Here is a 24,468-nt window from a genome sequence, read left to right on the forward strand (position 1 = left end):
CAACAGCAGACCCGGCGCGGCGGGGAAACTAATTGAGAACGCCCCCTATAGCCGCATTCCATTGTCGTTGTAGGAAATGTTCACGTCGAGACACATTTGGACACTTTCCTGAATGTGTCCGAAGGGTTAGGCTGCGCGTTCATTTCGCCAGCACCCAGACAATGCTCCAACAATTTCTGCATGACTTCGGCTACTTTGCCCTTTTTCTAGGCACGTTCTTCGAAGGCGAAACCATCCTGGTACTCGCGGGCTTCCTCGCGTTCCGTGGATACATGGACATCAACCTGGTGGTGGTCGTGGCCTTCTTCGGCAGCTATGCCGGCGACCAACTGTGGTACTTCCTGGGACGCAAGCACGGCCGCAAGCTGCTGGCTCGCAAACCCCGCTGGCAGATGATGGGTGACCGGGCACTGGAACACATTCGCAAGCACCCGGACATCTGGGTACTGAGCTTCCGCTTCGTCTACGGTTTGCGCACGGTCATGCCGGTGGCCATCGGGCTGTCAGGCTATCCGCCGGGCCGTTACCTGCTGCTCAACGGCATTGGCGCAGCGATCTGGGCCACAGCCCTGGCGGCCGCCGCGTACCATTTCGGCGCCGTGCTCGAAGGCATGCTCGGCAGTGTGAAGAAGTATGAACTCTGGGTGCTCGGTGCGCTGCTGGTCCTGGGCTTCGTGCTGTGGCTGCGTCGGCGCTTTAAGAATGCCCGCCTGGCCAAACAGGTCTACGCCGACGAACAAGCCCTGAAAGCTACGCGGACCAGCACCGAAGGCCCTACGACGCCAACCGAGTGATGCGGTTTCTGCAACAGTAGAGACCGACGCCGCTCAACAGGCTGTAGCTGAGCAGGCCGACCCAGCCCACCGCGCCGGCCGGCCACAGCCCCACCATCGGGGCCAGCCATGCCAATGGCAGGTTCGACACCAGCCGCACCAGTTCCAGCTTCAACGCCCACGGGCGGCTCTCCAGGGCCACGCCCAGCACAAACAGACCGAACGCCACCGCTCCCCAGCCCGACACCAGGGCGGCGACTGGCAGCTTCGGTTCAAGACTCATCAAGTAACTGCCCAGCGCGATGTAGACGCAGAACTGCAAGAGGACGTAGAGCTGCTGACGCCCGTCCAGCGCCACTTCGAATTTGCGAAACTGACTCAGGTCCGGCTTTTTCATCGGGTATCTGGCCGCCACGTCCGCCGGGCGCCAGCCAGTGCGCATGAACCAGATCCGCAGCTTGTCCCAGGTGCTTTCGGTACGCCGCGCGTCTGCCCACAACTGCGCGTAGAACTGCACGTTCGCCCACACGGGGTTCCAGCTCGCCAGTGGCGTGGTCACGCCGAAGATCACCGGCTCGTTGTCGTCTTCTTCCTGGAACGAGCCGAACAGGCGGTCCCAAATAATGAACACGCCGCCGTAGTTGCGATCCATGTAGAGAGCGTTCTGCGCATGGTGAGCCCGATGATTGGACGGCGTGACAAAGAACCATTCGAACCAGCCAAGCTTGGGAATGTGCCGCGTGTGCACCCAGAACTGGTACAGCAGGTTCAGCGCCGCGACGCTGACGAACACCAGCAGCGGCACACCGAACACCGCCATCGGCAGATAGAAGATCCAGCTCAACAGGAATCCGGTACTGGTCTGGCGCAACGCCGTGGACAGGTTGTAGTCCTCGCTCTGGTGATGCACCGAATGGGCGGCCCAGAGGATGTTGCGCTCGTGGCCCATGCGATGCAGCCAGTAGTAGCAGAAATCGTAGAAGACAAAGGCAAACACCCAGGTCCAGACGCTGTCGGCCGACAACTCGAACAGGGCCAGATGCTGGAGGGCAAACGCATAGGTCACCAGCCCCACGCCCTTGGTCAACAGCCCCGTAGTGGTCGACAGCACGCCGGTGCTGATGCTGTTGATCGCGTCCGCCACCCGATAATTGCTTACCCCGCGCCAACGGTCGGCCAACAGCTCGACGGCGATCAGAAAAAAGAAAAACGGCACCGCATACAGAATGAAGTCCATGACGCGCCCTGATCGGAATCTTGAGGACAGATGCTATGTGCAGCCGTGAATTAACCCTATGGCAACGCGGGACAAATTAGTGGACATTTAACGCCATGAATCTGGAGAAAAGCCCATGAGCAAAAAAGTTGCAGTGATCCTTTCCGGTTGTGGCGTGTACGACGGCGCCGAGCTCCACGAGAGCGTCATCACCCTGCTGCGCCTGGACCAGCGCGGGGCCCAGGTGCAGTGTTTCGCACCTAACATCGCGCAGTTGCATGTGATCAACCACCTGACCGGCGAAGAAATGCCCGAATCGCGCAACGTGCTGGTGGAGTCGGCGCGGATTGCCCGGGGCAATATCAAGGATATCCGTGAAGCGAACGTCGATGAGTTCGATGCGCTGATCGTGCCCGGCGGCTTCGGCTCGGCCAAGAACCTGTCTAACTTCGCCATCGAAGGCGCCGCCTGCACCGTTCAACCGGATGTCCTGGCACTGACCGAAGCCTTTGCCGAGGCTGGCAAACCAGTGGGGCTGATGTGCATCTCCCCTGCCCTGGCGGCAAAGATCTACGGCCCTGGCGTCACCTGCACCATTGGCAACGACACCGACACGGCTGCCGCGATGAACAAGATGGGCGCGACCCATACCGATTGCGCGGTCAGTGAGATCGTCGAGGACAAGGCACGCAAACTGGTGAGCACACCGGCTTACATGCTGGCGCAATCGATCAGTGAAGCGGCATCGGGGATCAACAAGCTGGTAGACCGGGTACTGGAACTGACCCACGAAAACGACGCCTGACACTGTTCAGGACTGTAGGAGCGAGCTTGCTCGCGAAAGACGTGAGAGCGCCGCGTTCATCCAGCCAGCACTCGTCATCGTTGACGTCCATCGTCGGAGCGCCGCCCGGAGCAAGCTCGCTCCTACAGTTTGCGGGCCAGTCGGGTGAGAATCCGGTCCAGCGCATTGGCGAACGCCTGCTTCTCACGGTCGCCAAAGGGTGCCGGTCCACCACCCATTTGCCCCTGTTCGCGCAAATCAGTGAACAGGTTGCGCACCGCCAGCCGCTCGCCCATGTTCTGCGCATCAAACTCCTTGCCCCGTGGGTCGAGCGCTGCCACGCCCTTCTTCACCAGGCGATCGGCCAGCGGCACATCGCTGCAGATCACCAGCTCACCGGGCACCGCGTGTTCCACCAGATAATCGTCCGCAGCATCCGGGCCGCTCGGCACCACGATCAGCTTGACCAGTGCCAGCCCCGGTTTGGTCTGCGGCTGCCCGGCCACCAGCACCACTTCGAACTGGCGCTTGAGGGCGAACTTCACCACCAGATCCTTGGCTGCCCGGGGGCAGGCGTCGGCATCGATCCACACACGCATCAAATATTCCCCATCCAAAAAAAATCGCGAGCAGGCTCGCTCCCACAAGTTATACCCAATCCTGTGGGAGCGGGCTTGCCCGCGAATGTGAGCGCAGCGAATGCTTTTCAGGAAACCTGCACCCGCTGCCTCTCAACCACCCGACCGCGCCCATACAACACGACAATCGCAATGATCGCCACAGCCTGGGCGCTCAACGAATACGCATCGGCATGGATCCCCAGCCATTCGAAGTCAAAGAACGGCACCGGCCGCGTGCCGAAAATTCCGGCTTCCTGCAGCGCTTTCACGCCATGCCCGGCGAACACCACAGACAAGGCGCACAGCAGACCGGCATTGATACTGAAGAACAGCGCCAGCGGCAACTTCGCCGAACCGCGCAAAATCACCCAGGCCAGGCCGACCAGCAGCACCAGCGCCGTGGCCCCACCGGCCAGCACGGCGTTGTGCCCCGCGGGGCCTGCCTGCAACCACAGGGTTTCGTAGAACAGAATCACTTCGAACAATTCGCGGTACACCGAGAAGAACGCCAGGGTCGCAAAGCCGAAACGCCCACCGCCGCCCACCAGGCTGGTCTTGATGTAATCCTGCCAAGCCGCCGCGTGACGGCGATCGTGCATCCACACGCCCAGCCACAGCACCATGACGCTGGCAAACAACGCCGTCGCGCCTTCCAGCAATTCGCGCTGCGAACCGCTGACATCAATCACATAGGCTGCCAGCGCCCAGGTGCCCAGCCCCGCCACAAACGCCAGGCCCCAGCCGACGTTAACGCTGCGCACCGCCGCCTGTTGATCCGTGTTACGCAGGAAAGCAAGGATCGCCGCCAGCACCAGAATCGCTTCCAGACCTTCGCGCAGCAGAATCAGCAGGCCGGAAATGTAACTCAGCGACCAGCTCAAACCCTCGTTGCCCAACAGGCCGGCCGATGCCTTCAACTTGTCCTTGGCCACGTCCAGGCGCTGCTCGACCTCGCTCACCGGCAAGCCGTCCTGCAACGACTGACGGTAGGCCATCAGGGATTTTTCAGTGTCTTTACGCACGTTGGCGTCGATGTTATCCAGCGAGTTCTCAACCAGCTCGAAGCCTTCCAGATACGCCGCTACCGATAAGTCATAAGCCTGATCATGTTCACCGGCACGATACGCCGCGATGCTCTTGTCCAGAGTGGCGGCGGTGTAGTCGAGCAACTGCGCCGGGCCACGCTTGACCTGCGGCGGTTGCGCCCGCTGGGTACGGAAGGTCGCGGCGGCTTGCGGGCCGTCGGTAATCTGCACTTCGGCCGGGGTCTGACGGGCCAGATCGGCAATGTTGTAGACCTTGTCGCTGCTGGCGGTCGTCGGATCGGCACTGAAGCTGGCGATGTAGGTGGCCAGGTCCCAACGCTGACGATCATCCAGCTGATCGGCGAAGGCTGGCATGTCGGTGCCTTCGACCCCGAGGCCCAGGGTGTTGTAGATCGCGTAGAGACTCAGGTGATCCAGACGCGCGTTATCGCTCAGATTGGCTGGTGGCGGCGTCAGACCGACACCTGCCGGACCATCACCCGCCCCGGCATCGCCATGGCATACCGAGCAATGCTGGGCGTACAGCGGCGCCCCACGGGTCGGGTCCGGGGTAATGATCGGGGCCTGGCTGACTTCATAGGCCACGGCCAGCTTCGCCCCGAGCTGCCGCGCCTGGCGGGTAACGTCAGCGCCGTCCTGACGCGCAGTAATCGCGTTACGCAGTGCGCTGATGCCCTGCTCCAGCCCGGCCTTTTCCGGTTTGGCTGGCATGGCGGCCACCAAGCCTTGCAGGGCCTGGACGAACTCCAGTTGCTCGCGATATTCGGATTCGTTGACGACCTTGCCTGCCTGCACCGCTTGCGGGTAATCCGCACCAATGTAGTCGAGTAAATGCAGGGCTTGCGGTGCGCCTTCCACCGTGTCGGCCAGCAGGTTCAAGCTGCACAAGGCAAACACTGGCGCTATCAGCCAGGCCAGGAAACGGGACGGGGCAATCATGAATGAATCTCAATTGGAAACACGAAGTAACATATTGTTCCCTCCCAATCACTTTCACTCAAGCTTTGTTGTGGTTTGCAGGCATACCCCAAATGAAAAAGGCGACCTGAAAAGGTCGCCTTTTTTGTACCTGAGGGTTGTTAAACCGCCGCTTTACGCAAGGTCGCCATGAATGCCGCGGCGCCAATGAACAGCCCGGCAAAGGTACGGTTCATGCGTTTCTGTTGCTTGGGTGTGCGCAGCAGGCGCAGCACCTTCGAGGCCAATCCGGTATAGCCGGCCATGACGATCAGATCCACGCATATCATCGTCACACCAATGATCACGTACTGGATCAACAGCGGCGCATGCGGGTCAATGAACTGCGGCAACACCGCCAGCATGAACACCAGCGCCTTTGGGTTGCTGATGTTCACCAGAAAACCACGGAACACCAGGGCCATCGGCTTGCCGATCTGGCGTACTGCCGCGTCATCGCTCATATCGCTGGGCAGCGCACGCCATTGTTTGATCGCGAGGTAAACCAGATACGCCACGCCAAACCATTTGATTGCGTAGAAGGCCGTGGCCGACGCAGTAAGAATCGCGCCAACACCGGCACCGACAATCGCGATCTGCACCGCCAGGCCCAATTGCAAGCCCAGAGCGTTCCAGTAGCCGCGCCAGAAGCCGTATTGCAGGCCGCTGGACATCGACGCAATGGCGCCGGCTCCGGGGGACAGGCTGATCACCCAGCAGGCGGCAAAAAACGCCAGCCATGTTTGAAGCTCCATTGCACACCTCGACTCAGACTCGTGACAGACGTCTAAGCTAATGCGGCTTGGGTTGGATGACTATCGATTTTTTACAGGATGTGTCGGTGGCCGACCAGCGTTTGTGGCTTGAGGGCCTCTTCGCGAGCAAGCCCGCTCCCACATTAGGCCCGTGTCGTTCACAAGATTTGTGGCCACTGAAGATTTACTGTGGGAGCGGGCTTGCTCCGGGCGGCGTTCCGACGAAAGCGGTGTATCAGGCAACAGCAGGTTTACTTTTCAAACCCGCTGGAAGGAAACACATCCGTCCCGCGCCAGCGCCGTACCGAACGCTGGAAGAACAAACTGTTGGGCACCTGCACCATGGCGCTGCCAGTGCCGAGTTCTTCGGCCTCGACCAGCGTGGTGTAAAGAAGATTGATCGCCACCACCCGGCCTTTGACGCCAGGCTTGTCGGTGGTGTCCACCAACTCGACCACATCACCGAGGCGGAACGGGCCGACGGTAAAGATCAGAATCGCGCAGAGAAGATTGGAGAGAACGCTCCACATGGCGAAAAACGCGACCGCTGCGACCGCGACAAAACCGGATAGCGCGGTCCAGAGCACCGTGGCCGACACCCCGAGGCGCTCCAGCACGAAAATCAACGCACTGCCCATGATCAGCCAGCGCAGGCCCCCGCGCAGCGGCATCAGCAACTGCGGCGGAAACGGGTAGCGCTCACCAAGACGAGTCAGGCATTTGGCAACAAAGCGCTGGGCGATGTAACCGGCGAGCAGGATCAGCAGGATTTGCACGGCGAGCCAGATCGGCTCGACCCACACCGCCGGCAGCGGCAGCTTGAAGGCGTCCATCAGGACAGTTCCTCCAACTCCGCCTGCATGCTTTCCAGCAATTCCAGGGCTTCCATCCACGCTTCCTCCAGCTGCGCCTCACGCACCTTCAGCTTGGCCTGTTCGGCCAGCAGATCACGTAATTCGTTCTTGCGTGCCTGCTCGTAGATGTCGCTGTCGCCGAGGCTGGCATCGATCTTCGCCAGTTTTTCGTGGAGCTTGCCCAGCTCGGCTTCAAGCTTGTCAGCTTCGCGCTTGTGTGGTGCCAGTTGCTGGCGCAACGCAGCAGCAGCCTGACGCTGGGCTTTCTTGTCGGTCTTGTCCGGGTTGACCGGCGTGTTGCTGACCGGGGCGTTGCGCTGGCGATACTCCACCAGCCAGCGGGTGTAGTCCTCCAAGTCGCCGTCGAATTCCTCGACCTTGCCGTCCGCCACCAGATAGAAGTTGTCGGTGGTGCTTTTGAGCAAGTGGCGATCGTGAGAGACCACCAATACCGCACCACTGAACTCTTGCAGGGCCATGGTCAGCGCCAGGCGCATTTCCAGGTCCAGGTGGTTGGTCGGTTCGTCGAGCAGCAACAGGTTCGGTCGGTCCCAAGCGATCAAGGCCAACGCCAGGCGCGCTTTCTCGCCACCGGAGAAATTCAGTACCGGTTCGTCGATTCGCGCGCCACGGAAGTCGAAACCGCCGAGGAAGTCGCGCAGGGTCTGCTCGCGCTCGGTCGGCGCCAGGCGCTGCAAGTGCAGCAACGGGCTGGCCTTGGAGTCCAGAGAATCGAGTTGATGCTGGGCGAAGTAACCAACGACGGTGTTCTCACCACGGGTCAAGCGCCCGGCCAATGGCGAGAGCTCGCCGGCAAGGTTCTTGATCAGGGTCGATTTACCGGCGCCGTTAGGGCCGAGCAGACCGATCCGCGCACCCGGGGTCAGTTGCAGCTTGACCTTCTCCAGCACGGCTTTGTCGCCGTAACCCAGGCGGGCATCGGACAGGTCGATCAGCGGGCTGGAAATCTTCTGCGATTCACGGAAGACAAAATCGAACGGCGAGTCGACGTGGGCCGCGGTCAGCTCTTCCATCCGCTCCAGTGCCTTGATCCGGCTCTGGGCCTGACGGGCCTTGGTGGCCTGGGCCTTGAAGCGGGCGATGTAGCTTTCCATGTGCGCACGTTGCACCTGCTGCTTCTCGTACGCCTGCTGTTGCTGGGCCAGGCGTTCGGCACGGGCGCGCTCGAAGGCACTGTAGCCACCGCGGTACAGGGTGATCTTGCGCTGATCGACGTGGGCCACGTGATCGACCACGGCATCGAGGAAATCCCGGTCGTGGGAGATCAGCATCAAGGTGCCGGGATAACTCTTGAGCCACTCTTCGAGCCAGATAATGGCATCGAGGTCGAGGTGGTTGGTCGGTTCGTCGAGCAGCAGCAAGTCCGATGGGCACATCAAGGCCTGCGCCAGGTTCAGGCGCATCCGCCAGCCACCGGAGAAATCCCCGACCTGACGATCCATCTGCTCGTTGGTGAACCCAAGGCCGGCCAGCAACTTGCGCGCCCGGGCGTCGGCGGTGTAACCGTCGGCGCTGTCGAGTTCCGAGTGCAGGCGCGCCTGCGCGGCGCCGTCATGGGCCGCTTCGGCTGCCGCCAGGTCGCGTTGCACCTGGCGCAGGCGCAGGTCGCCATCGAGCACGTAGTCGACCGCCAGGCGCTCGAGGGTGTCGACCTCCTGGCGCATGTGGGCGATACGCCAGTCGGCCGGCAGGAAGCAATCACCCGAGTCCGGGTGCAGTTCGCCCCGAAGCAAGGCGAACAGGCTCGATTTGCCGGCGCCGTTGGCACCGATGAGGCCGGCTTTGTGGCCGGCGTGCAGCGTCAGCTCGGCGTCTTCTAGCAGACGTTGCGGGCCACGCTGTAAAGTCAGGTTCTGAAGTCGAATCATAATGGCGGCGGAGTCTACCAGCTTCGCTCGCAACTGGCGCGAGTAGCACTATGTCCTCTGACCTGTGGAGCTTTTCCCTGACCACTTACGCCCGCCCGGGCGTTGAGCAGGCCTGCCTGCAATTGCAGTCGGCGGGGGTCAATGTGTGCCTGCTGCTGTGTGGTGCGTGGCTGGGACAACGAGGCGTTGCCTGCGATGAGCAGCGCTTGCAGCAACTACGCAGCGTGGCAGTCGCCTGGGACACCGATGTCGTGCGGCCGTTACGCACCTTGCGCGCACAGTGGAAAGCCGCAGCCACGGGAGACGCCGATTTGTACACCCTGCGTGAACAAGTGAAGGCGCTGGAGCAGGAAGCCGAACGGCATCTGTTGTTGCGGCTGGAGAGAGCGGCGCAGAGTTGGCCGCAAAATGCCGGGGCCGATCTATCGGCCTGGCTGGAAGGTGCGGCGGCTGAGGCCGCCCACCTGCACCGCGACGCGCTGCATCAGCTGCGCGTCGCGGTAACCGGCACTTAGGAAGCGCTGGCTGGGGTGGTTACAACACTCGAAGTTGCGGCAGGCGTTGGCGCTGGCGCGGCTGTCGAGGTAGTTGCTGCCGGAGCAGGTGCTGCTGGCGCAGCCGGAGCGACTGGCTTGGCAACCGGCGCGGTGGCTGGCTTGGCGGCAACCGGCCTTTTCACTGCAGGTTTGGCCGCTGGTTTTGCAGCAGGTTTGGCAGCAGCCGGTTTGGCGGCAACTGGCTTGGCAGCGGCTGGCTTAGCAGCGGCTGGTTTGGCGGCAACGGCTGGTTTCGCTACAGCTGGTTTTGCGGCTGGTTTAGCAGCAGGTTTGGCAGCCGCTTTTACAGCAGGTTTTGCCGCTGACTTGGCTGCCGGTTTTGCAGCGGCAGGTTTTGCAGCCGGCTTGGCAGCAGGTTTCGCCGCAGCGGTGCGGGCAGCTGGTTTAGCGGCCGGTTTTGCAGCTGGTTTTGCAGCCGGTTTAGCGGCGGCGGCTTTAGCCACGGCCGGCTTGGCAGCAGCGGCTCTTGCAGCGGCAGGTCGTGCGGCGGCTGGTTTGGCAGCCGTGGTTCTAGCCGCAGGTTTTGCAGCGCTGGCAGCAGCCGGTTTTCTCGCAGCCGGTTTGGCTGCGGCAGTTTTAGCGACTGGTTTGGCAGCTGCCGGTTTGGCAGCAGCAGGTTTGGCCGGTGCTTTTGCAGCAGCCGGTTTGGCAGCGGCTTTCTTCGCAGGTGCCGCAGCAGGCTTGGCCGCACGCAAGGACAACACCTTGCCGACAGCCTCTTGTACACGACCGACGCCCTGGGCCAGTTTCAGGCTTTCCTGAGCATCGCGCTTGAGTTGCAGAATGTAGCCGCGGGTTTCCGATTGACGATCCTTGAGGGCATCGAGCAACTCCTCAAGATCGGCCACTGCTTCCTTGGACTTGGCTTGTGCCTTGGCTTTTCCGGCCGCCGCAGCGTCCTGCAATTTGGTGCGGGACTTGTGCAGTTTTTCTTGCGCTTTTCCGCGCTGCTTTTCCAGCTTGGCGAGCAATTTTTCAGCATCAGCCAAGGCTTCGGAACAAGCGGTTTCCAGATGCTCGAGCAAGCTGCCCGAGAGTTGTTGGAGCAGGTGCAATGGAGTGTTTACTGGCTTCTTGGTGGCCGACATGGTTTACCTCCTGGCTGAAGTGAGTGCGGCTCATACTAGACCTCTGCTGCAACCGCCGCTAGGGCATGTTGACACTATCGAAAGCGCTACGTTGCAAAGGATTGAAAAACTTCTGCCGCGGCGCAAAAGCAGTTCACCGTTGTGCGCATTCCCGCTGGCATAATCGCCCGCATTTCAGGTCGGAGAGTGCTCATGTCGCGCTACCTTTTTTTATCGCTGTGCGTGTTTTTTCCAGTGGCTCAAGCCGCTGCAACAACGCAGGAAAATGAAGCCCACGACCTCGCTTACAGCCTGGGTGCAAGCCTTGGCGAACGCTTGCGCCAGGAGGCTCCCGGGCTGCAACTCCAGGCACTGGTCGAAGGATTGCAGCAGGCCTATCAGGGCAAACCGCTGGTGCTGAAGGACGAACAGATCCAGCAAATATTGACCGAGCATGAAGCCCGGATCGCCATGCAGTCAGCCGAGCCGCAAAGTGAAATGGCACTGGAAAAAGAACAGCGTTTTCTCGCCACGGAGAAAGCCAGACCCGGCGTGCGCGAACTGGCTGATGGCGTGTTGCTGACCGAGTTGACGCCAGGCGCTGGCGCCAAGGCCGGACCGAACGGCAAGGTGCAGGTGCTGTACATCGGTCGCTTGCCCGACGGCACGGTGTTCGATCAGAACAGTCAGCCACAATGGTTCAGTCTCGACAGCGTGATCGCCGGATGGCGTAGCGCGCTGCAAAACATGCCGGTCGGGGCGAAGTGGCGACTGGTGATTCCATCGGCTCAGGCCTATGGCGCCGATGGTGCCGGTGACGTGATCGCACCGTTCACACCATTGGTGTTCGAAGTCGAGTTACGTGGAGCCACCAGCTAAATAGCGGGCATAAAAAACGGCGCGCCTTAGCGCACCGTTTTCAGGTACTGCGGGAAGCGATTCAGGCTTGAACCGAATCGGCTTCCTTGTGTGCGGTATGTAGCACTTCGATCAGGCAGTCTTCCAGCTCGAAGCGTTCGTGTAACAGCCCGCCCAGCTCCTTGAACTTCTCGGCGACGCACTTGCCTTCATCGCAAAGGTCATTGAACGCGAGAAGCTTCTCGGTAATGACGTCGATACGCGGGTAGATCGTCTCGGCGAGTTCCAGACCACGCTTGTCGTTGAAAGCCTTGGCCTCCCCCGTCAGCTGTTCATAGATCTCAAAATGCCCGGCAGACACGTAATCGACCAGCACACCGCAGAACTCCTGCAAGGGCTTTCGATTCTCGCTCAGCGCCTCAGGCTTTGCGCCGAGCTTGTCGTACGCATCGATCAGCTCTTTGCGCTCCTGCAACCAGCGATCGATCAGCAGGTGCACTCCGCCCCAGCGTTCCTGAGCATTCTGACAACTTTCGAGCATGGTGATCTCTCTTCCCTTGTGGGTCAGCTGCTCTATGCCCGTTCGCCTCTTGTAACGTCAGTGGGCGGTCAGGCAGAGCGTCATCGAGCAACATAATTCCAATGACACGTGCGGGCCAGATTATGCCCGCACGACACTGGCTTCAAGGTACGCAGGCGATAAAGTTCATACAAGTGTTTAATCGCCCGCAAAGGCCCGGTGCGACGACTCGCCGCTGAGTGGTCGCTGATAGCTGGTCCAGACCAGTCGCAACGACTGGTAAACGGCCAGAATCATCATCGCGACGAAGAACAGCAGGCTCCACTCGGTGAGACTCAGATCGAACAGCGTCCAGGAAATTTCCACACAATCGGCAGCGCCCTTGAACATTTGCCGTACGACCGATAGCCACGGAGAACTGGCCAACAGGTCCGCCAGACGGGTCGAGCACGTCGCTGCCTGCTCCACCGGAAGGCTTTGCAGCACGACCTGTCGCCACGCCGTGATGGTACCGGCCAGGCTGCAACAAAGACTGAGCAGCCAATACAGAACGTTGCCAATGCGACCGGGGCCATGGACCGAAGCCATCAGGCAGACACCGGTAAAGAGCGCCAGGCAAAACCGTTGCACAAGACACAAGCCGCAAGGCCGCAGGCCGACTGCATATTCCAGGTAGTAGGAAACACCCATCGCCAGGGCACCCGCAATGAAAGCCATGAAAAACAAGGAGCGTGAGCAGGCCAAAGACATGGCTTTTCCGTAAAAGTGGTGACAGACCATTACGGTAGAGGAAAGCGCGACGGCCTTTCAAGGCAAGTGCCCACAGAGACTTCAGCGCAGGTGTAGGGAAATCCCGACGCAGGCGAGAGGATAAAATGTAGTCCTCTGTAGGACTTTGCCTGCGACGAAATTTTGCGACCGAATTTCAACTAATCATCGCACTGCGGCGAGGGCGATTGCTCCCTCGTCGCAAGTCATCACTCAGACGCCGGAGGTTGGCGCCAGCGAGGGGGGGATCAAGCGCGGACTGCCACCGGCAGAGGGGCCGCGAGCAAGCGTTCATCCAACAACCCCAGGCCTTCCTGAAACAGCTGGTTGCTGCGCTCGGTATCGCCCATTTGCGCCAACAACCTCGCCAGCTCCGCACAGGCTTCCGGATGGCGTTGTACACGCAGGCTGCTTTCCAGATAGTCCCTGGCCTTGCCCCACAAACTGTTTTGCAGGCATAGACGACCCAGTGTCAGCAGCAGGCCCGGATCGGCCGGATGATCCTTGAGCCAGCCTTCGGCGGCTTGCAGCTGGCGGGCCGGATCATTGCCGCGAACCAGTCCGTAGAGACGTGCCAGATGACTGTCGTAGCTGCGTTTGAGAGCGGTGCGCAGCACTTCTTCGGCCTCGACCTGAACCCCCAACTGCCGCAGTTGTTCGGCATATGCGAGCACCAGTTGCGGCTCCTGACGCTGTGCTGAAGTCAGTTGTTGCCAGGCACGTTCGAGCGATTGCTGCCCCACCGTTCCGTCTTCTTCCCGTTGCGCCGCCAGGGACAGGTTCGCCCCCCAGGCCCGACGCTCCAGATCGGCGAGTTCGGCCGCCGGCAGGATTTTGTCCTTGCGCAGCTCCGGCAGCAGGCGAATCACTGCCGACCAGTCACCACGCTGCGCAAGCAGGCGCTGCAACTGACGCAGGGTCTGTGCGTTATGAGGATGGCGTTCACGCATGGCTTGCAGGGTAGCGAGGGCACCGTCGGTATCACCGCGATCGGTCTGCAACTGAGCGTGGCTCAAGGCGATCGCCAACTCGGCCTGAGGCTGTCGCTCCAGGGCGCGCTCCAGCAAGTTGTCGCTTTCTTCGTAATTGCCTTGTTCGTTCGCGGCACGGGCAGCGCCGAGGTAGTAAAGCAGCGGCTGGCGCTCGGCTTCGGCAGCCCGATGCAAGTGCCGTTGCGCGCTGGCCCAACGGCCCTCGGCCAGGTCCAGCTGACCGTGTTCGATCGCCACCTGCACCCGACGGCTGCGGTTACGTCGCGACCACGGATTGACCACGCCACTGGAAGCCATCACCAGTTCGACCAGCGACTTGATACCCCAGATCACCAGCCAGAGCACAGCCACCAGCGCCAAAGTAGCCCACAGGCTCGACTCATAGCGGAAGGTCTTGTAGGCAATCAGCACGTAACCGGAGTGTTCGGCAATCGCCAGCCCCAGCGCAGCGGCAGCGGCGATCACGAGGAACACGATCACATAGAGGCGTTTCATGGCGTGGCCTCCGGCGCGGTGTTCGCGGCAGGCCTGGCCAGCGGCTTGACCGAATCTTCGGCGTTGACGTTGCGCCGTTCCAGATACCCCTGCACCGCGCTCAGGGTGCCGGTCATGTCCGGCGTGACGACGGTGACAGGTTGCTTGCTCAACTCGGCCACCTGCTCAAGCATGACTTTGCTTTGCGCGTTGTCCGGGTTGAAGTTGCCCTTGAGGATGTCCCGCGCTTCGTCCAGCACCTGGGAGTAAACCGCCGCCTGGCCATTGAGTGCGGCCCACTGCGCTTGCTCCAGCGCCAGGCTCAGGGCCAGGCGTACCTGACTCAGGCTCTGGCCGGCCAGCAATGGGCGAACGTTTTTGTCGGCATTGAAATCGATACGGATGTAGCGCGAAATCTGATCCCACCATTGCGCCCAGCGGCTGGCACCGTCGCCATCGGCAGTCAGGCCCAGCAACGAATCGCCACGGTCCTTGTACTCCGGCGCCAGCTCGGTGAGGCTGGCCACTTGATCGCGCAGCGCGCCCAGACGCAAGAACAGCCCGGTGCGATCAGGTTGTTCGGTGCTGCGCAAGGCGATCAGGGTCTTGGCTACCTGCTCGCGAGCGGCAAAGGAGCCCGGGTCGTTCTGCTCGCGCAGTATCTCGTCGGCACCCTGGACCAGTGCCTGGGCACTGCTGATGTCCTGCAAGGCGGACAGTCGCAGGCTGGCCAGACGCAGCAAGTGCTCGGCCTCGGCCAGACGCCAGTCCTTGCGACTGGCGCCGAGCACGGTTTCCAGCCGTTGGTTCAACCGCTGCTGATCACCTTGCAGCTGAATCACCAGACGACTGCGTGCTTCCAGTTCATCGGCGGGAGGCAATTGCGCCAAGCGTGCGCTCAGGCGTTCCTCATTGAGCTTGAGGCTTTGCGCCTGGTCATTCAGCGCCTGCACCTGGCTCAGTTGCTGCTGATTATTGGCCTGCAGGTGACGCACCTGCCAGACACCCCAACCGCCCACCGCGACACCGGCCGCACCCAACAGCAGCGCGATGATTGCCAGACCATTGCCTCGACGCTGCTCGGCAGCAGGCGGCGGCATTTCATCAACAGGTGCATCAACAGGTGCATCAAGCACAGGTCGCACGTCATCTTTAGGCAAGGCTGTTTCGCTCACGTATCCATCCTTTGCATTAGAAAACGGGTACGGGATGCTCCCGTAACGCCGTCAGCAAGGCCGCGGCACTGGCGCCGCGACAATCCACAACTGATTTGGCCCCGGCGGCACGCGCCAGCTCGGCAACCCTGGGGCTCGGTACAAACAACGGCAATCGCGCCAACTGCGGCCAGGCATCGCCAGCCAGTTGATGCAGGTGCTCAAAACCTTGTCCACTGCTGACCACCAGCCCGTTCAGGCGTTCCGCCTGGATCCGTTGCGGCAGCAGTGTCGGCGGGTAACTCGGCAATCCCCGGCGGTACAACTCCAGATACTCGACACTAGCACCAAGCTCACGCAAACGCTCAGCCAGCAACTCGCGCCCGCCCTCCCCACGCAGGATCAGCACTCGCGCATCGGGTTGTGCGATAGCCTCGCGCAGTCGGGAAAGTTCGAGCAAGGCTTCACTGTCATCGCCTTCTGCCGGGAAGCTCACATCCAGCCCGTGATCCTCGAGGATCTGCGCAGTCGCCGCGCCGACGCTGAACCACTTCACACCAGGCGGTGTTGGCCAATATCGCTCGAGCAGTTCGACGCCGATCCGGGCTGCCGGCTTGCTGACCACGATGACGGCGCAGAACTGATCCAGCGCCTGAATCACATGGCGCATTGTGTCAGTGGCCGCAATGGGCATGATGTCCAAAAGCGGCAGACTGTTACTGAATATCCCCTGCTCGGCCAGAAGACTGCTCAGCGCCGCCGCTTCTTCGGCGGGACGCGTCAGCAGCAAGCGCCAGCCGATCACTCGTGACCAGCCTCGCCATAGACCGCTTTGAGGATGGCGTCGGCACCCTGGCTGAGCAGGTCTTCGGCGACTCGCACACCCAGCGCCTCGGCATCGCCGCGAGGGGCGCGGGCTTGCGCGCTGAGCAGCAGGCCACCGGCTGGATCGCCCACCAATCCGCGCAACCAGACCTGCTCACCTTCCAGCACGGCGTAGCAGGCAATCGGCACCTGGCAGCCGCCATTGAGGTGCTTGTTGAGGGCACGTTCGGCGGTCACGCGGGTGGCGGTGTCCTGGTGATGCAGGGGCGCCAGCAACGCATGGATTTCACTGTCGGCGCTGCGGCATTCGATACCCACCGCACCCTGGCCACCGGCCGGAAGGCTGTCATCGACGCTGATGGCCGAGGTGATGCGATCTTCAAAGCCCAGGCGGATCAGGCCGGCAGCGGCGAGGATGATGGCGTCGTATTCGCCGGCATCGAGCTTGGCCAGGCGAGTGTTGACGTTGCCGCGCAGGAAGCGGATTTCCAAGTCCGGGCGACGGGTCAGTAGTTGAGCCTGGCGGCGCAGGCTGGAGGTGCCGACGATGCTGCCCTGGGGCAACTCATCCAGGCTGGTGTAGGTGTTGGAAACGAAGGCATCGCGCGGGTCTTCCCGCTCGCAGATGCAGAACAGACCGAGGCCTTCGGGGAAGTCCATCGGCACGTCCTTCATGGAGTGCACGGCAATGTCGGCTTCATTTTCCAGCAGCGCGGTTTCGAGTTCCTTGACGAACAGGCCCTTGCCGCCGATTTTCGACAGCGGTGAGTCAAGCAGCTTGTCACCACGGCTGACCATGGGGACGAGAGTCACCAGCAGGCCCGGATGAGCTGCTTCAAGACGGGCTTTGACGTATTCGGCCTGCCACAGGGCGAGAGCGCTTTTGCGGGTGGCGATGCGGATCTGGCGAGAGGACATGGATCAATCCGTACTGAATAGATACGGTAGATAATAACAGCTCAGCCAAATCCACTTTGACTTGTATCAGATACTACTCGGCCTCCCTGGCCCCGGATGTCCGGCAATCGGGTGTGAAATTGGCCTGCGAACAGCTGTTTAAAGCTGTTGCATCATTTTGCGTACCCCAGCCACATGACGCCGGCTGACGATCAGCGCATCACCATTGAGACCTTTGAGGAACAGCTGAAAATGCCCCAGGGGTGTGCGCTGCAGTCGCTCGATACGCTCGCGGGCGACCAGCGCATTGCGATGGATACGCACGAAACGGTCACCGAATTCGTCTTCGAGGGCCTTGAGCGGCTCATCGAGCAGCACTTCGCCGCTTTCGTGGCGCAAGGTCACGTATTTGTGGTCGGCAATGAAATACACCACCTGATCCAGCGGAATCAGCTCGATCCCTTTACGGGTTCGGGCGCTGATATGGCTGCGCGGGCCGTTGCCGCTTTCGGCAGCAGGGCGGGTCAGGGCGGCGAGCTGGGCACGATTGGGGCGCTCGGCTCTCTTTAATGCGTCATGTAATTGTTCAGTTCTCACAGGTTTCACCAGATAGCCTACGGCGCTGGCCTGTAAGGCTTCCACGGCAAATTCATCGGGCCCGGCGCAGAACACCACGGCGGGCGGAGTTTCGCGTTCGCACAACCGCGCAGCCACTTGCAGGCCATCCAGGCCGGGCATGCGGATATCGAGCAGCACGATATCCGGTTTGTGGCTGTCGATCAGTGCCAACGCCTCTTCGCCATTCGTGGCACTAGGCTCCAGGACACTGTATCCCTCGAGTTCGCCAACCATTCGGCTCAGGCGCTCGCGGACCAAGGGTTCGTCATCAACGATCAGGACATTCATATTGCGCTGGATTCCTGCGTGAGTCTCGCACAAGGATAGCGTAGACAGGTGAAGTGACGTCCGTCACCGCGATCCACGCTAAGACTAGCGCGAGCGTCAAAAAGTGCCGCTGGTCCGGCGGCTAAATTTTCATCTGCCGGGCGATTGGCGGTCCAGGTCCGCATTGGCGACACATCGCCACAGGGTTTGCTGATACGCAATATGAACACCCCACTCTTCTTATAGCCAGCGGCTGCACCGAGAAGTGCGCTGATCCTACTGTCCAACTGTAGACGGTTGCCGGGACGATATAGCTCAATTGGAAAATATCGTTCGGCAAAAATACGCGGGTCTTACCCGGGCCAGGGCTCTCACCCCCCCAAAAAACGTATCGACCAGTGTCAGCGACAGGATTGGCAACCCTGTTATTATCCGCGCCAGCGTTCCACGCCTTCTTACCTCAAGCCGATACGAGCGAATTCATGAGCACTGACAAGACCAATCAGTCCTGGGGCGGCCGCTTCAGTGAACCCGTCGACGCCTTCGTCGCCCGCTTCACCGCCTCCGTCACCTTCGACCAGCGCCTGTATCGCCACGACATCATGGGCTCGATCGCCCACGCCACCATGCTGGCCAAGGTCGGCGTGCTGACCGATGCCGAGCGCGACAGCATCATCGATGGCCTGAACACCATCCAGGGTGAAATCGAAGTCGGCCAATTCGACTGGCGCATCGACCTCGAAGACGTCCACATGAACATCGAGGCGCGTCTGACCGACCGCATCGGCGTGACCGGTAAAAAGCTGCACACCGGCCGCAGTCGTAACGATCAGGTCGCCACCGACATCCGTCTGTGGCTGCGTGACGAGATCGACCTGATCCTGGCCGAAATCACCCGCCTGCAAAAAGGCCTGCTTGAGCAGGCCGAGCGCGAAGCCGGCAGCATCATGCCGGGGTTCACCCACCTGCAGACCGCACAGCCGGTGACGTTCGGACACCACATGCTGGCCTGGTTCGAAATGCTCAGCCGCGACTACGAACGCCTGGTCGACTGCCGCAAGCGCACCAACCGCATGCCGCTGGGCAGCGCGGCGCTGGCCGGTACCACCTACCCGATCGATCGCGAATACACCGCCCAACTCCTGGGCTTCGACGCGGTTGGCGGCAATTCGCTGGACAACGTCTCCGATCGTGATTTCGCCATCGAATTCTGCTCGGCGGCCAGCATCGCGATGATGCACCTGTCGCGGTTCTCCGAAGAGCTGGTGCTGTGGACCAGCGCGCAGTTCCAGTTCATCGATCTGCCCGACCGTTTCTGCACCGGCAGCTCGATCATGCCGCAAAAGAAAAACCCGGACGTACCGGAGCTCGTGCGTGGCAAGACCGGTCGCGTATTCGGCGCGCTGATGGGCCTGCTGACCCTGATGAAAGGCCAGCCTCTGGCCTACAACAAGGACAACCAGGAAGACAAGGAACCGCTGTTCGATGCCGCCGATACCCTGCGCGACTCGCTGCGGGCCTTTGCCGACATGATTCCGGCGATCAAGCCCAAGCACGCGATGATGCGCGAAGCGGCCCTGCGCGGTTTCTCCACCGCCACCGACCTGGCCGACTACCTGGTGCGTCGCGGCCTGCCATTCCGTGATTGCCACGAAATCGTTGGTCATGCCGTGAAGTACGGCGTGGACAGCGGCAAGGACCTGGCGGAAATGAGCCTGGAAGAACTGCGCAAGTTCAGCGACCAGATCGATCAGGACGTGTTCGCCGTGCTGACCCTGGAAGGCTCGGTCAATGCCCGTAACCACATCGGCGGCACCGCGCCGGCGCAGGTGAAGGCTGCCGTGGCTCGCGGCCAGGCGTTGCTCGCCAGCCGTTAAATCGCCAAAAGCTTCGTCGGATCGCCGCCCGGAGCAAGCCCGCTCCCACAGGGTTTACGCAATCTTGTGGGAGCGGGCTTGCCCGCGATGACTGACTTCAAAACCCCACAGAACTACTTCTTGGCAGCAATCATCGCCATGAACGCTGGCATAGCCGCTTCCCGGTCTGCCGCCACGCGCTGCACATTCGGGTTACCCCCCAACCGCTCCAGCAACGCCTTGGCCTTCGGCATCTCGGCCAACAGATCGATGCCAAACAACTTCTTGGCGACCCCGCACGCCAGCGGCACGCTGAACAGGAAATACAAATCCGCCACGCTCAAGCTGTCGCCAGCCACGTAAGGGCTGAATTTGGCGTGCCGGCCCAGCGCCGCCATCCCCAGCAACAATTCGGCTTTGGTTTTTTCCTTGATCGCTTCCGGCAGGGTCATGCCGAAAAAGGCTTCGGGATAGCAGGCCCGGCCTGGCAATTCGATGTACAACTCGATTTCCCTGGCCAGTGCCAGCACCTGCGCGCGCTCGAACGGATCGCTCGGCAGCAGCGACGTGCCTTTCTGGCTTTGCTCGATGTATTCGAGGATCACGCTGGTTTCATTGATGAAGCCTTGCTCTACCTGCAGCACCGGGACCTTTCCGCGCGGGCTGATGGCCAGTGCCTCGGGGCTGGTGCCAGCATAAAACGGTACTTCTTCGAAAGGCAGTCCTTTTTCCAGCAGCGCCAGTTTGACCATGTTGTAGTAGTTACTGACGGAGAATCCATAAAGCTTGATCATCACAAAGCCTCCAGGCCATGCGGGGTGGGCGGTGCCTGTTTATAGAACGCTGCCGGGATTCTTGCCAGCAGCATCACGCGACTGAATGCGGGTAAACTGGCCACCTTTCCCTGAGGAGCCTGCCATGAGCGAGCCTACCGATATCGATAACGACGAAGAAGAGTTCGCCGAAAGTACCCTGATCCAGGCCATCGAAAACCAGATCGAAAGCGACAACCCGCCAGCGGCCAAGGCGACGTTCAACAAGCTGACGCTGGTGGGCTATGAGCGCGAAGAAATCCTCAACCTGATGGCTCACGTTCTGGCGGTAGAAATCGACGCGATCCTCGAAGAAGACCGCGCGTTCAACACCGAATGGTACGAAGCTGCGTTGCGCGCATTGCCCGAGTTGCCGCCGGAAAAGCAGTAAGCCCCATCCCTTTCCTGTAGGAGCAGCCGGTCGACGCTCGATCGCTCGCGAAAAACCCGAGAGCGCCGCGGGGCATCCGGTTTCCAGCGTTATCGTTGACGACCTTCGCGAGCAATCGAGCGTCGACCGGCTGCTCCTACAAAGAAAAAACCCTGTCGCGAGTACTGGACATGCCGGACAAGCGGGTTCACCTTAGGGGCGCTGTCGTCCAATTCCTAGAAAGTCTGGAGTCCTTATGTCGCTTACCCCTGAGTTGGTTGCCGAACTGGAAATCCTCGCACTCTTCAACCTGGACAGTTCCCAGGAAGGTTTGAAAATTCATCAGACCGCTGCCCCAAAAGCCATTGCCGCTGCCAAACGCCTATTTGAAAAAGATCTGATCGACCAGCCTGATGGCGGCTATCTGACCAGCCTGGGTCGTGACGCCGCGCAAAATGTGCAAACCGTGCTCACCATTCTGAGAGCCGAAGAAACAGCCTGAATTCCCCCGCATCGCCCACGGAAACCCCTGCTGAAGGATTTCCGTGGGCGCATTTCGATGCCCGTTGTAGCCCGCGCGATAGAAATCTGACGCCAGAAATACAAAATCAGCTTAAAAGTCCCGTGACCCAGGCGCTAAACTCCCCCTCACCTGAGCCCCCACGTCCGAGCCCTGCGAGCCGGTTTGAGCTGACATGACGCGCACCCATGAAATCCGCCCCGATCTGGACGAGGGAATCGACCGCAAGGTTCTCAGCCAGCTGCGCGCACGCTTTCTGAAGCTCAACGAAGGACGCATGGCTCGTGCCATGGAAGGGTTGTCGACCCGCCAGCAAGGGGTCCTGACCTTGCTGCCGCTGTTTTTCCACGTCAACCATCCGCTGTTGCCCGGCTACGTTTCTGGCAGTACGCCGGCCGGGCTGTCGAATTTCGAACCGGATGCCAAAGTCCTTGCTGAAGCCCAGCGCCTGACCCGCTCGTTTTCCTACAAGCCGCGCCACGGCAGTAACCCGCCGAGACCGATTCACGGACTGTTCCTGATGGGCAGCCTCGGCACCCTGGCACAGGCCGACCAGAGCGACATGGATGTGTGGGTCTGCCATGGGCCGGACCTGACCGAGAACGAACTCGCCGAGCTGCGCAAAAAATGCCAGTTGCTGGAAGCCTGGGCCGCCAGCCAAGGCGCCGAAGCGCATTTTTTCCTGATCGACCCGAGCCGTTTCGTCCGTGGCGAGCGCGATACCCAGCTGAGTTCGGAGGATTGCGGCACCACCCAACACTACCTGTTGCTGGACGAGTTTTACCGCACCGCGATCTGGCTGGCCGGACGTACACCGATCTGGTGGCTGGTGCCGGTCTACGAGGAGTCGAGCTACGACCGTTACACCCATACCTTGATTTCCAAACGCTTCATCCGTGCCGATGAAACCCTCGACCTCGGCAACCTGGCCTACATCCCTCCCGGCGAATTTATCGGTGCCGGGCTCTGGCAGTTGTTCAAGGGCATCGAGTCGCCCTACAAGTCGGTACTCAAGCTGCTGCTGACGGAGGTTTACGCCAGTGAGCACCCCAGGGTCCATTGCCTGAGCCTGCGCTTCAAGCAAGCGGTGTTCGCCAACCGGCTCGACCTCGACGAACTGGATCCGTACGTCGTGGTGTACCGGCGCATCGAGGAATACCTGATCGCCCGCAACGAACCGGAACGCCTGGAACTGGTACGTCGCGCGCTGTACCTGAAGGTCAATCGCAAACTCACCGGCAACAGCCGCACCCAGAGCTGGCAGCGCTCTTTGCTCGAACGCCTGGCCCATGAATGGCACTGGGACCAGCGCCAACTGGCCCTGCTCGACAGCCGCAGCCAGTGGAAAGTCCGCCAGGTCAGCTCCGAGCGGCGTGCACTGGTCAACGAGCTGAACTACAGCTACCGCTTCCTCACCCAGTTTGCCCGTCACGAACAAACGGCCAGCCGCATCAACAAGCGCGACCTGAGTGTCCTCGGCCGTCGTCTGTACGCCGCTTTCGAGCGCAAGGCCGGCAAAGTCGAATTCATCAACCCCGGCATCGCCCCGGACCTGGCTGAAGACACCCTGACGCTGGTGTACGCCCCGAACAAGAAAGAACCGGGGCAAGGCCAGTGGGGCTTGTACAACGGCAGCCTGACGGCACTGGAGTGGGAGCATTTCGCGCCGATCAAACGCAGCCGTCACTTGCTCGAACTGCTGACCTGGTGCCACCGCAATGGCGTAATCGACAGCAGTACCCGTCTGGCCTTGCACCCCGGCACCAGCGACATGAGCGAATTCGAACTGTTCAACTTGCTCGGCAGCCTGCAACAGACCATCGCCCTGCCCTTGCCCACCGTTGCCGAGGAACCTCTGTTGCGCGCCAGCGTGCCGAGTGAAGTGCTGATCCTGGTGAATGTCGGCATCGATCCGCTCAAGCATCATCGCGACCTGAACATCCTCATGACCACCGAACGCACCGACTCCCTGAGCTACGCCGGCGTCCGGGAAAATCTGGTGCTGACCCTGGACCAGGTCACGCTCAATAGCTGGAACGAAGTGCTGGTCGGCCGCTACCACGGCCCCCATGCCCTGCTCGACTGCATCCGCGACTACCTCAACAACCTGCCGGCCGGGCCGCAACAGCCGAAGCTGAGGGTGCGTTGCTTCTGCCATAACCGCGCGCAGTTCATTGCCCAACGGGTCGAGGAAATCCTCGATACCGCGCAGAACCTGCTGCTGAGCCGGCTCAATCATCGCTACCTGATTCAGGTCCAGCAGCACTACCACGTGCTGGAGTTGGCGCCGGGCCAGGTCCAGCACATCGCGCTGGCCACTCTGCCGGCGCTGATCGATTACCTGGGCAAGGAAAAGGCGAGCTACAGCCCGCTTCACCTGGACCCAAAGGCACTGGAAGACCACGACCTCGCGCTATTCCTGCCAACGGGCCAGCCGGACTGCATTCAAGTGTTCTATCGGGTTATCGAAGATCAGGCTGATCTGTACGTGCTCGATGAGTTCAATGCCCTGTGGCAGCAACGCCTGCCCTGGCACGATGAGCAAAGCCTGCTGGTGCCGCTGCAGCGTTTCCTGCAATCGATCCAGTACCGCCGCGATGCCCTGCTGCCGATGGACGCGACCCACCCCTCGAGCCTCGACCCCCTGTATTGCCAGTTGCTGCCGTCAGGTCCTGGCCGGGCGCGCCGCATCGAAGCCCGGCCGGAGCCGCAGACGCCGGTGAACAAGCCGTTCTACGACGTGCAGGCGATCGTCGGCAAAGCCGCACCGGGTCAGGTGCAGGTGACGTTGTATTGCAATCAACGGGAGTTTTCCGAGCTGGAACATGGCGACCAGTTGTTCCGCGTGGTCGCCCGGGAAATCGTCGGGCAGCGCCGGGAAACCGAACGCTACCGCTGCTACATCACCGACCTGGACCTGTCAGGCCTGCTCGGTGAAGGGCAGAGTTCCACCCATCTGTACCTGCGCTACAAAGCTGACCTGGAGCACGCATTGAACGAGGCGCTCGATCAGGTCTGA

General features: G+C 61.1%; 23 protein-coding genes and 1 pseudogene. 8 read left to right on the forward strand and 16 right to left on the reverse strand.

All coding sequences use genetic code 11. The features are described 5' to 3' along the window. The first annotated feature begins 161 nt into the window (after nt 1-161). Nucleotides 162-794 (forward strand): DedA family protein, encoded by a 633-nt coding sequence (locus tag AC3IT6_RS28130; protein WP_150757487.1) that lies wholly within the window; start codon nt 162-164, stop codon nt 792-794. On the opposite strand, the gene AC3IT6_RS28135 is transcribed toward AC3IT6_RS28130, so the two are convergent. Further along, nucleotides 775-2,010, reverse strand: a complete 1,236-nt coding sequence (locus AC3IT6_RS28135; RefSeq protein ID WP_489353792.1) for a sterol desaturase family protein — start codon at nt 2,008-2,010, stop codon at nt 775-777. The two genes, AC3IT6_RS28130 and AC3IT6_RS28135, sit on opposite strands and share 20 nt — an antisense overlap. 115 nt (nt 2,011-2,125) lie before the next feature. Between AC3IT6_RS28135 and elbB the strand changes: the two genes are divergently transcribed. Beyond that, nucleotides 2,126-2,794 (forward strand): isoprenoid biosynthesis glyoxalase ElbB, encoded by a 669-nt coding sequence (gene elbB / locus AC3IT6_RS28140; RefSeq protein WP_489353793.1) that lies wholly within the window; start codon nt 2,126-2,128, stop codon nt 2,792-2,794. Nucleotides 2,795-2,916: 122 nt separating this feature from the next. On the opposite strand, the gene AC3IT6_RS28145 is transcribed toward elbB, so the two are convergent. The 5 genes from AC3IT6_RS28145 to AC3IT6_RS28165 form a co-directional block, all read right to left on the reverse strand. Beyond that, on the reverse strand, nt 2,917-3,372 hold the full coding sequence (locus AC3IT6_RS28145) for a YaiI/YqxD family protein (RefSeq protein WP_046039029.1): 456 nt from the start codon (nt 3,370-3,372) through the stop codon (nt 2,917-2,919). 107 nt (nt 3,373-3,479) lie between these two features. Beyond that, the gene (locus AC3IT6_RS28150) at nt 3,480-5,378 is read right to left on the reverse strand and encodes an FTR1 family protein (RefSeq protein WP_489353794.1); all 1,899 of its coding nucleotides are present in this window, start codon (nt 5,376-5,378) and stop codon (nt 3,480-3,482) included. 140 nt (nt 5,379-5,518) lie between these two features. Continuing rightward, complete coding sequence (gene rhtB, locus AC3IT6_RS28155; protein WP_223443875.1) at nt 5,519-6,151, reverse strand: homoserine/homoserine lactone efflux protein; 633 nt, start codon at nt 6,149-6,151, stop codon at nt 5,519-5,521. Between the two features lie 251 nt (nt 6,152-6,402). Further along, nucleotides 6,403-6,984, reverse strand: a complete 582-nt coding sequence (locus AC3IT6_RS28160; protein ID WP_489353795.1) for a mechanosensitive ion channel domain-containing protein — start codon at nt 6,982-6,984, stop codon at nt 6,403-6,405. Then, nucleotides 6,984-8,894: an ATP-binding cassette domain-containing protein gene (locus tag AC3IT6_RS28165; protein WP_489353796.1), complete on the reverse strand. Its 1,911-nt coding sequence runs from the start codon at nt 8,892-8,894 to the stop codon at nt 6,984-6,986. Before AC3IT6_RS28165 ends, AC3IT6_RS28160 begins: the two co-directional genes overlap by 1 nt. A 50-nt stretch (nt 8,895-8,944) precedes the next feature. Between AC3IT6_RS28165 and AC3IT6_RS28170 the strand changes: the two genes are divergently transcribed. Continuing rightward, nucleotides 8,945-9,409, forward strand: coding sequence for a TIGR02444 family protein (locus AC3IT6_RS28170; RefSeq protein ID WP_489353797.1), 465 nt, complete (start codon nt 8,945-8,947; stop codon nt 9,407-9,409). On the opposite strand, the gene AC3IT6_RS28175 is transcribed toward AC3IT6_RS28170, so the two are convergent. After that, entirely contained in the window at nt 9,406-10,539 is a 1,134-nt protein-coding gene (locus tag AC3IT6_RS28175; RefSeq protein ID WP_489353798.1) for an AlgP family protein, read from the reverse strand. The two genes, AC3IT6_RS28170 and AC3IT6_RS28175, sit on opposite strands and share 4 nt — an antisense overlap. Nucleotides 10,540-10,731: 192 nt before the next feature. Between AC3IT6_RS28175 and AC3IT6_RS28180 the strand changes: the two genes are divergently transcribed. Continuing rightward, nucleotides 10,732-11,397, forward strand: a complete 666-nt coding sequence (locus AC3IT6_RS28180) for an FKBP-type peptidyl-prolyl cis-trans isomerase (RefSeq protein ID WP_489353799.1) — start codon at nt 10,732-10,734, stop codon at nt 11,395-11,397. A gap of 61 nt (nt 11,398-11,458) precedes the next feature. Here the strand turns inward: AC3IT6_RS28180 and rsd are convergent, their stop codons facing one another. The 8 genes and pseudogenes from rsd to AC3IT6_RS28220 form a co-directional block, all read right to left on the reverse strand. Then, on the reverse strand, nt 11,459-11,917 hold the full coding sequence (gene rsd / locus AC3IT6_RS28185) for a sigma D regulator (RefSeq protein WP_095057564.1): 459 nt from the start codon (nt 11,915-11,917) through the stop codon (nt 11,459-11,461). Between the two features lie 177 nt (nt 11,918-12,094). After that, nucleotides 12,095-12,646: a disulfide bond formation protein B gene (locus AC3IT6_RS28190; RefSeq protein WP_489353800.1), complete on the reverse strand. Its 552-nt coding sequence runs from the start codon at nt 12,644-12,646 to the stop codon at nt 12,095-12,097. A 266-nt stretch (nt 12,647-12,912) separates the two neighbouring features. Then, on the reverse strand, nt 12,913-14,151 hold the full coding sequence (locus AC3IT6_RS28195) for a heme biosynthesis protein HemY (RefSeq protein WP_489353801.1): 1,239 nt from the start codon (nt 14,149-14,151) through the stop codon (nt 12,913-12,915). Further along, nucleotides 14,148-15,305, reverse strand: a complete 1,158-nt coding sequence (locus tag AC3IT6_RS28200) for a uroporphyrinogen-III C-methyltransferase (protein WP_489353802.1) — start codon at nt 15,303-15,305, stop codon at nt 14,148-14,150. Before AC3IT6_RS28200 ends, AC3IT6_RS28195 begins: the two co-directional genes overlap by 4 nt. A gap of 16 nt (nt 15,306-15,321) precedes the next feature. Beyond that, nucleotides 15,322-16,089, reverse strand: coding sequence for a uroporphyrinogen-III synthase (locus AC3IT6_RS28205; protein ID WP_489353803.1), 768 nt, complete (start codon nt 16,087-16,089; stop codon nt 15,322-15,324). Next, complete coding sequence (gene hemC / locus AC3IT6_RS28210; protein WP_347909712.1) at nt 16,086-17,027, reverse strand: hydroxymethylbilane synthase; 942 nt, start codon at nt 17,025-17,027, stop codon at nt 16,086-16,088. The genes AC3IT6_RS28205 and hemC overlap by 4 nt, the downstream gene beginning before the upstream one ends. Before the next feature lie 138 nt (nt 17,028-17,165). Further along, nucleotides 17,166-17,912 (reverse strand): LytR/AlgR family response regulator transcription factor, encoded by a 747-nt coding sequence (locus AC3IT6_RS28215; protein ID WP_150724927.1) that lies wholly within the window; start codon nt 17,910-17,912, stop codon nt 17,166-17,168. Further along, a pseudogene (locus tag AC3IT6_RS28220) lies at nt 17,909-18,031 on the reverse strand (sensor histidine kinase); the annotation flags it as partial. The gene AC3IT6_RS28215 and the pseudogene AC3IT6_RS28220, both read right to left, overlap by 4 nt. A 342-nt stretch (nt 18,032-18,373) precedes the next feature. Between AC3IT6_RS28220 and argH the strand changes: the two are divergent. Then, nucleotides 18,374-19,768, forward strand: a complete 1,395-nt coding sequence (argH, locus tag AC3IT6_RS28225; RefSeq protein ID WP_489353804.1) for an argininosuccinate lyase — start codon at nt 18,374-18,376, stop codon at nt 19,766-19,768. 113 nt (nt 19,769-19,881) lie between these two features. On the opposite strand, the gene AC3IT6_RS28230 is transcribed toward argH, so the two are convergent. Beyond that, the gene (locus AC3IT6_RS28230) at nt 19,882-20,541 is read right to left on the reverse strand and encodes a glutathione S-transferase family protein (RefSeq protein ID WP_150724925.1); all 660 of its coding nucleotides are present in this window, start codon (nt 20,539-20,541) and stop codon (nt 19,882-19,884) included. A 124-nt stretch (nt 20,542-20,665) separates the two neighbouring features. Here AC3IT6_RS28230 and AC3IT6_RS28235 point away from each other — a divergent pair, with 124 nt between their 5' ends. The 3 genes from AC3IT6_RS28235 (at nt 20,666) to AC3IT6_RS28245 (ending at nt 24,468) form a co-directional block, all read left to right on the forward strand. Continuing rightward, nucleotides 20,666-20,950 carry a hypothetical protein gene (locus AC3IT6_RS28235; protein ID WP_046039010.1) on the forward strand — a complete coding sequence of 95 codons (285 nt, stop codon included), beginning with the start codon at nt 20,666-20,668 and terminating at the stop codon, nt 20,948-20,950. A gap of 235 nt (nt 20,951-21,185) precedes the next feature. Further along, complete coding sequence (locus tag AC3IT6_RS28240; protein WP_150724924.1) at nt 21,186-21,431, forward strand: TIGR02647 family protein; 246 nt, start codon at nt 21,186-21,188, stop codon at nt 21,429-21,431. A gap of 193 nt (nt 21,432-21,624) precedes the next feature. Further along, a complete protein-coding gene (locus AC3IT6_RS28245; protein ID WP_489353805.1) occupies nt 21,625-24,468 on the forward strand; it encodes a class I adenylate cyclase in 2,844 nt (947 codons plus the stop codon).

Source organism: Pseudomonas sp. KH_017 (assembly GCF_057840285.1).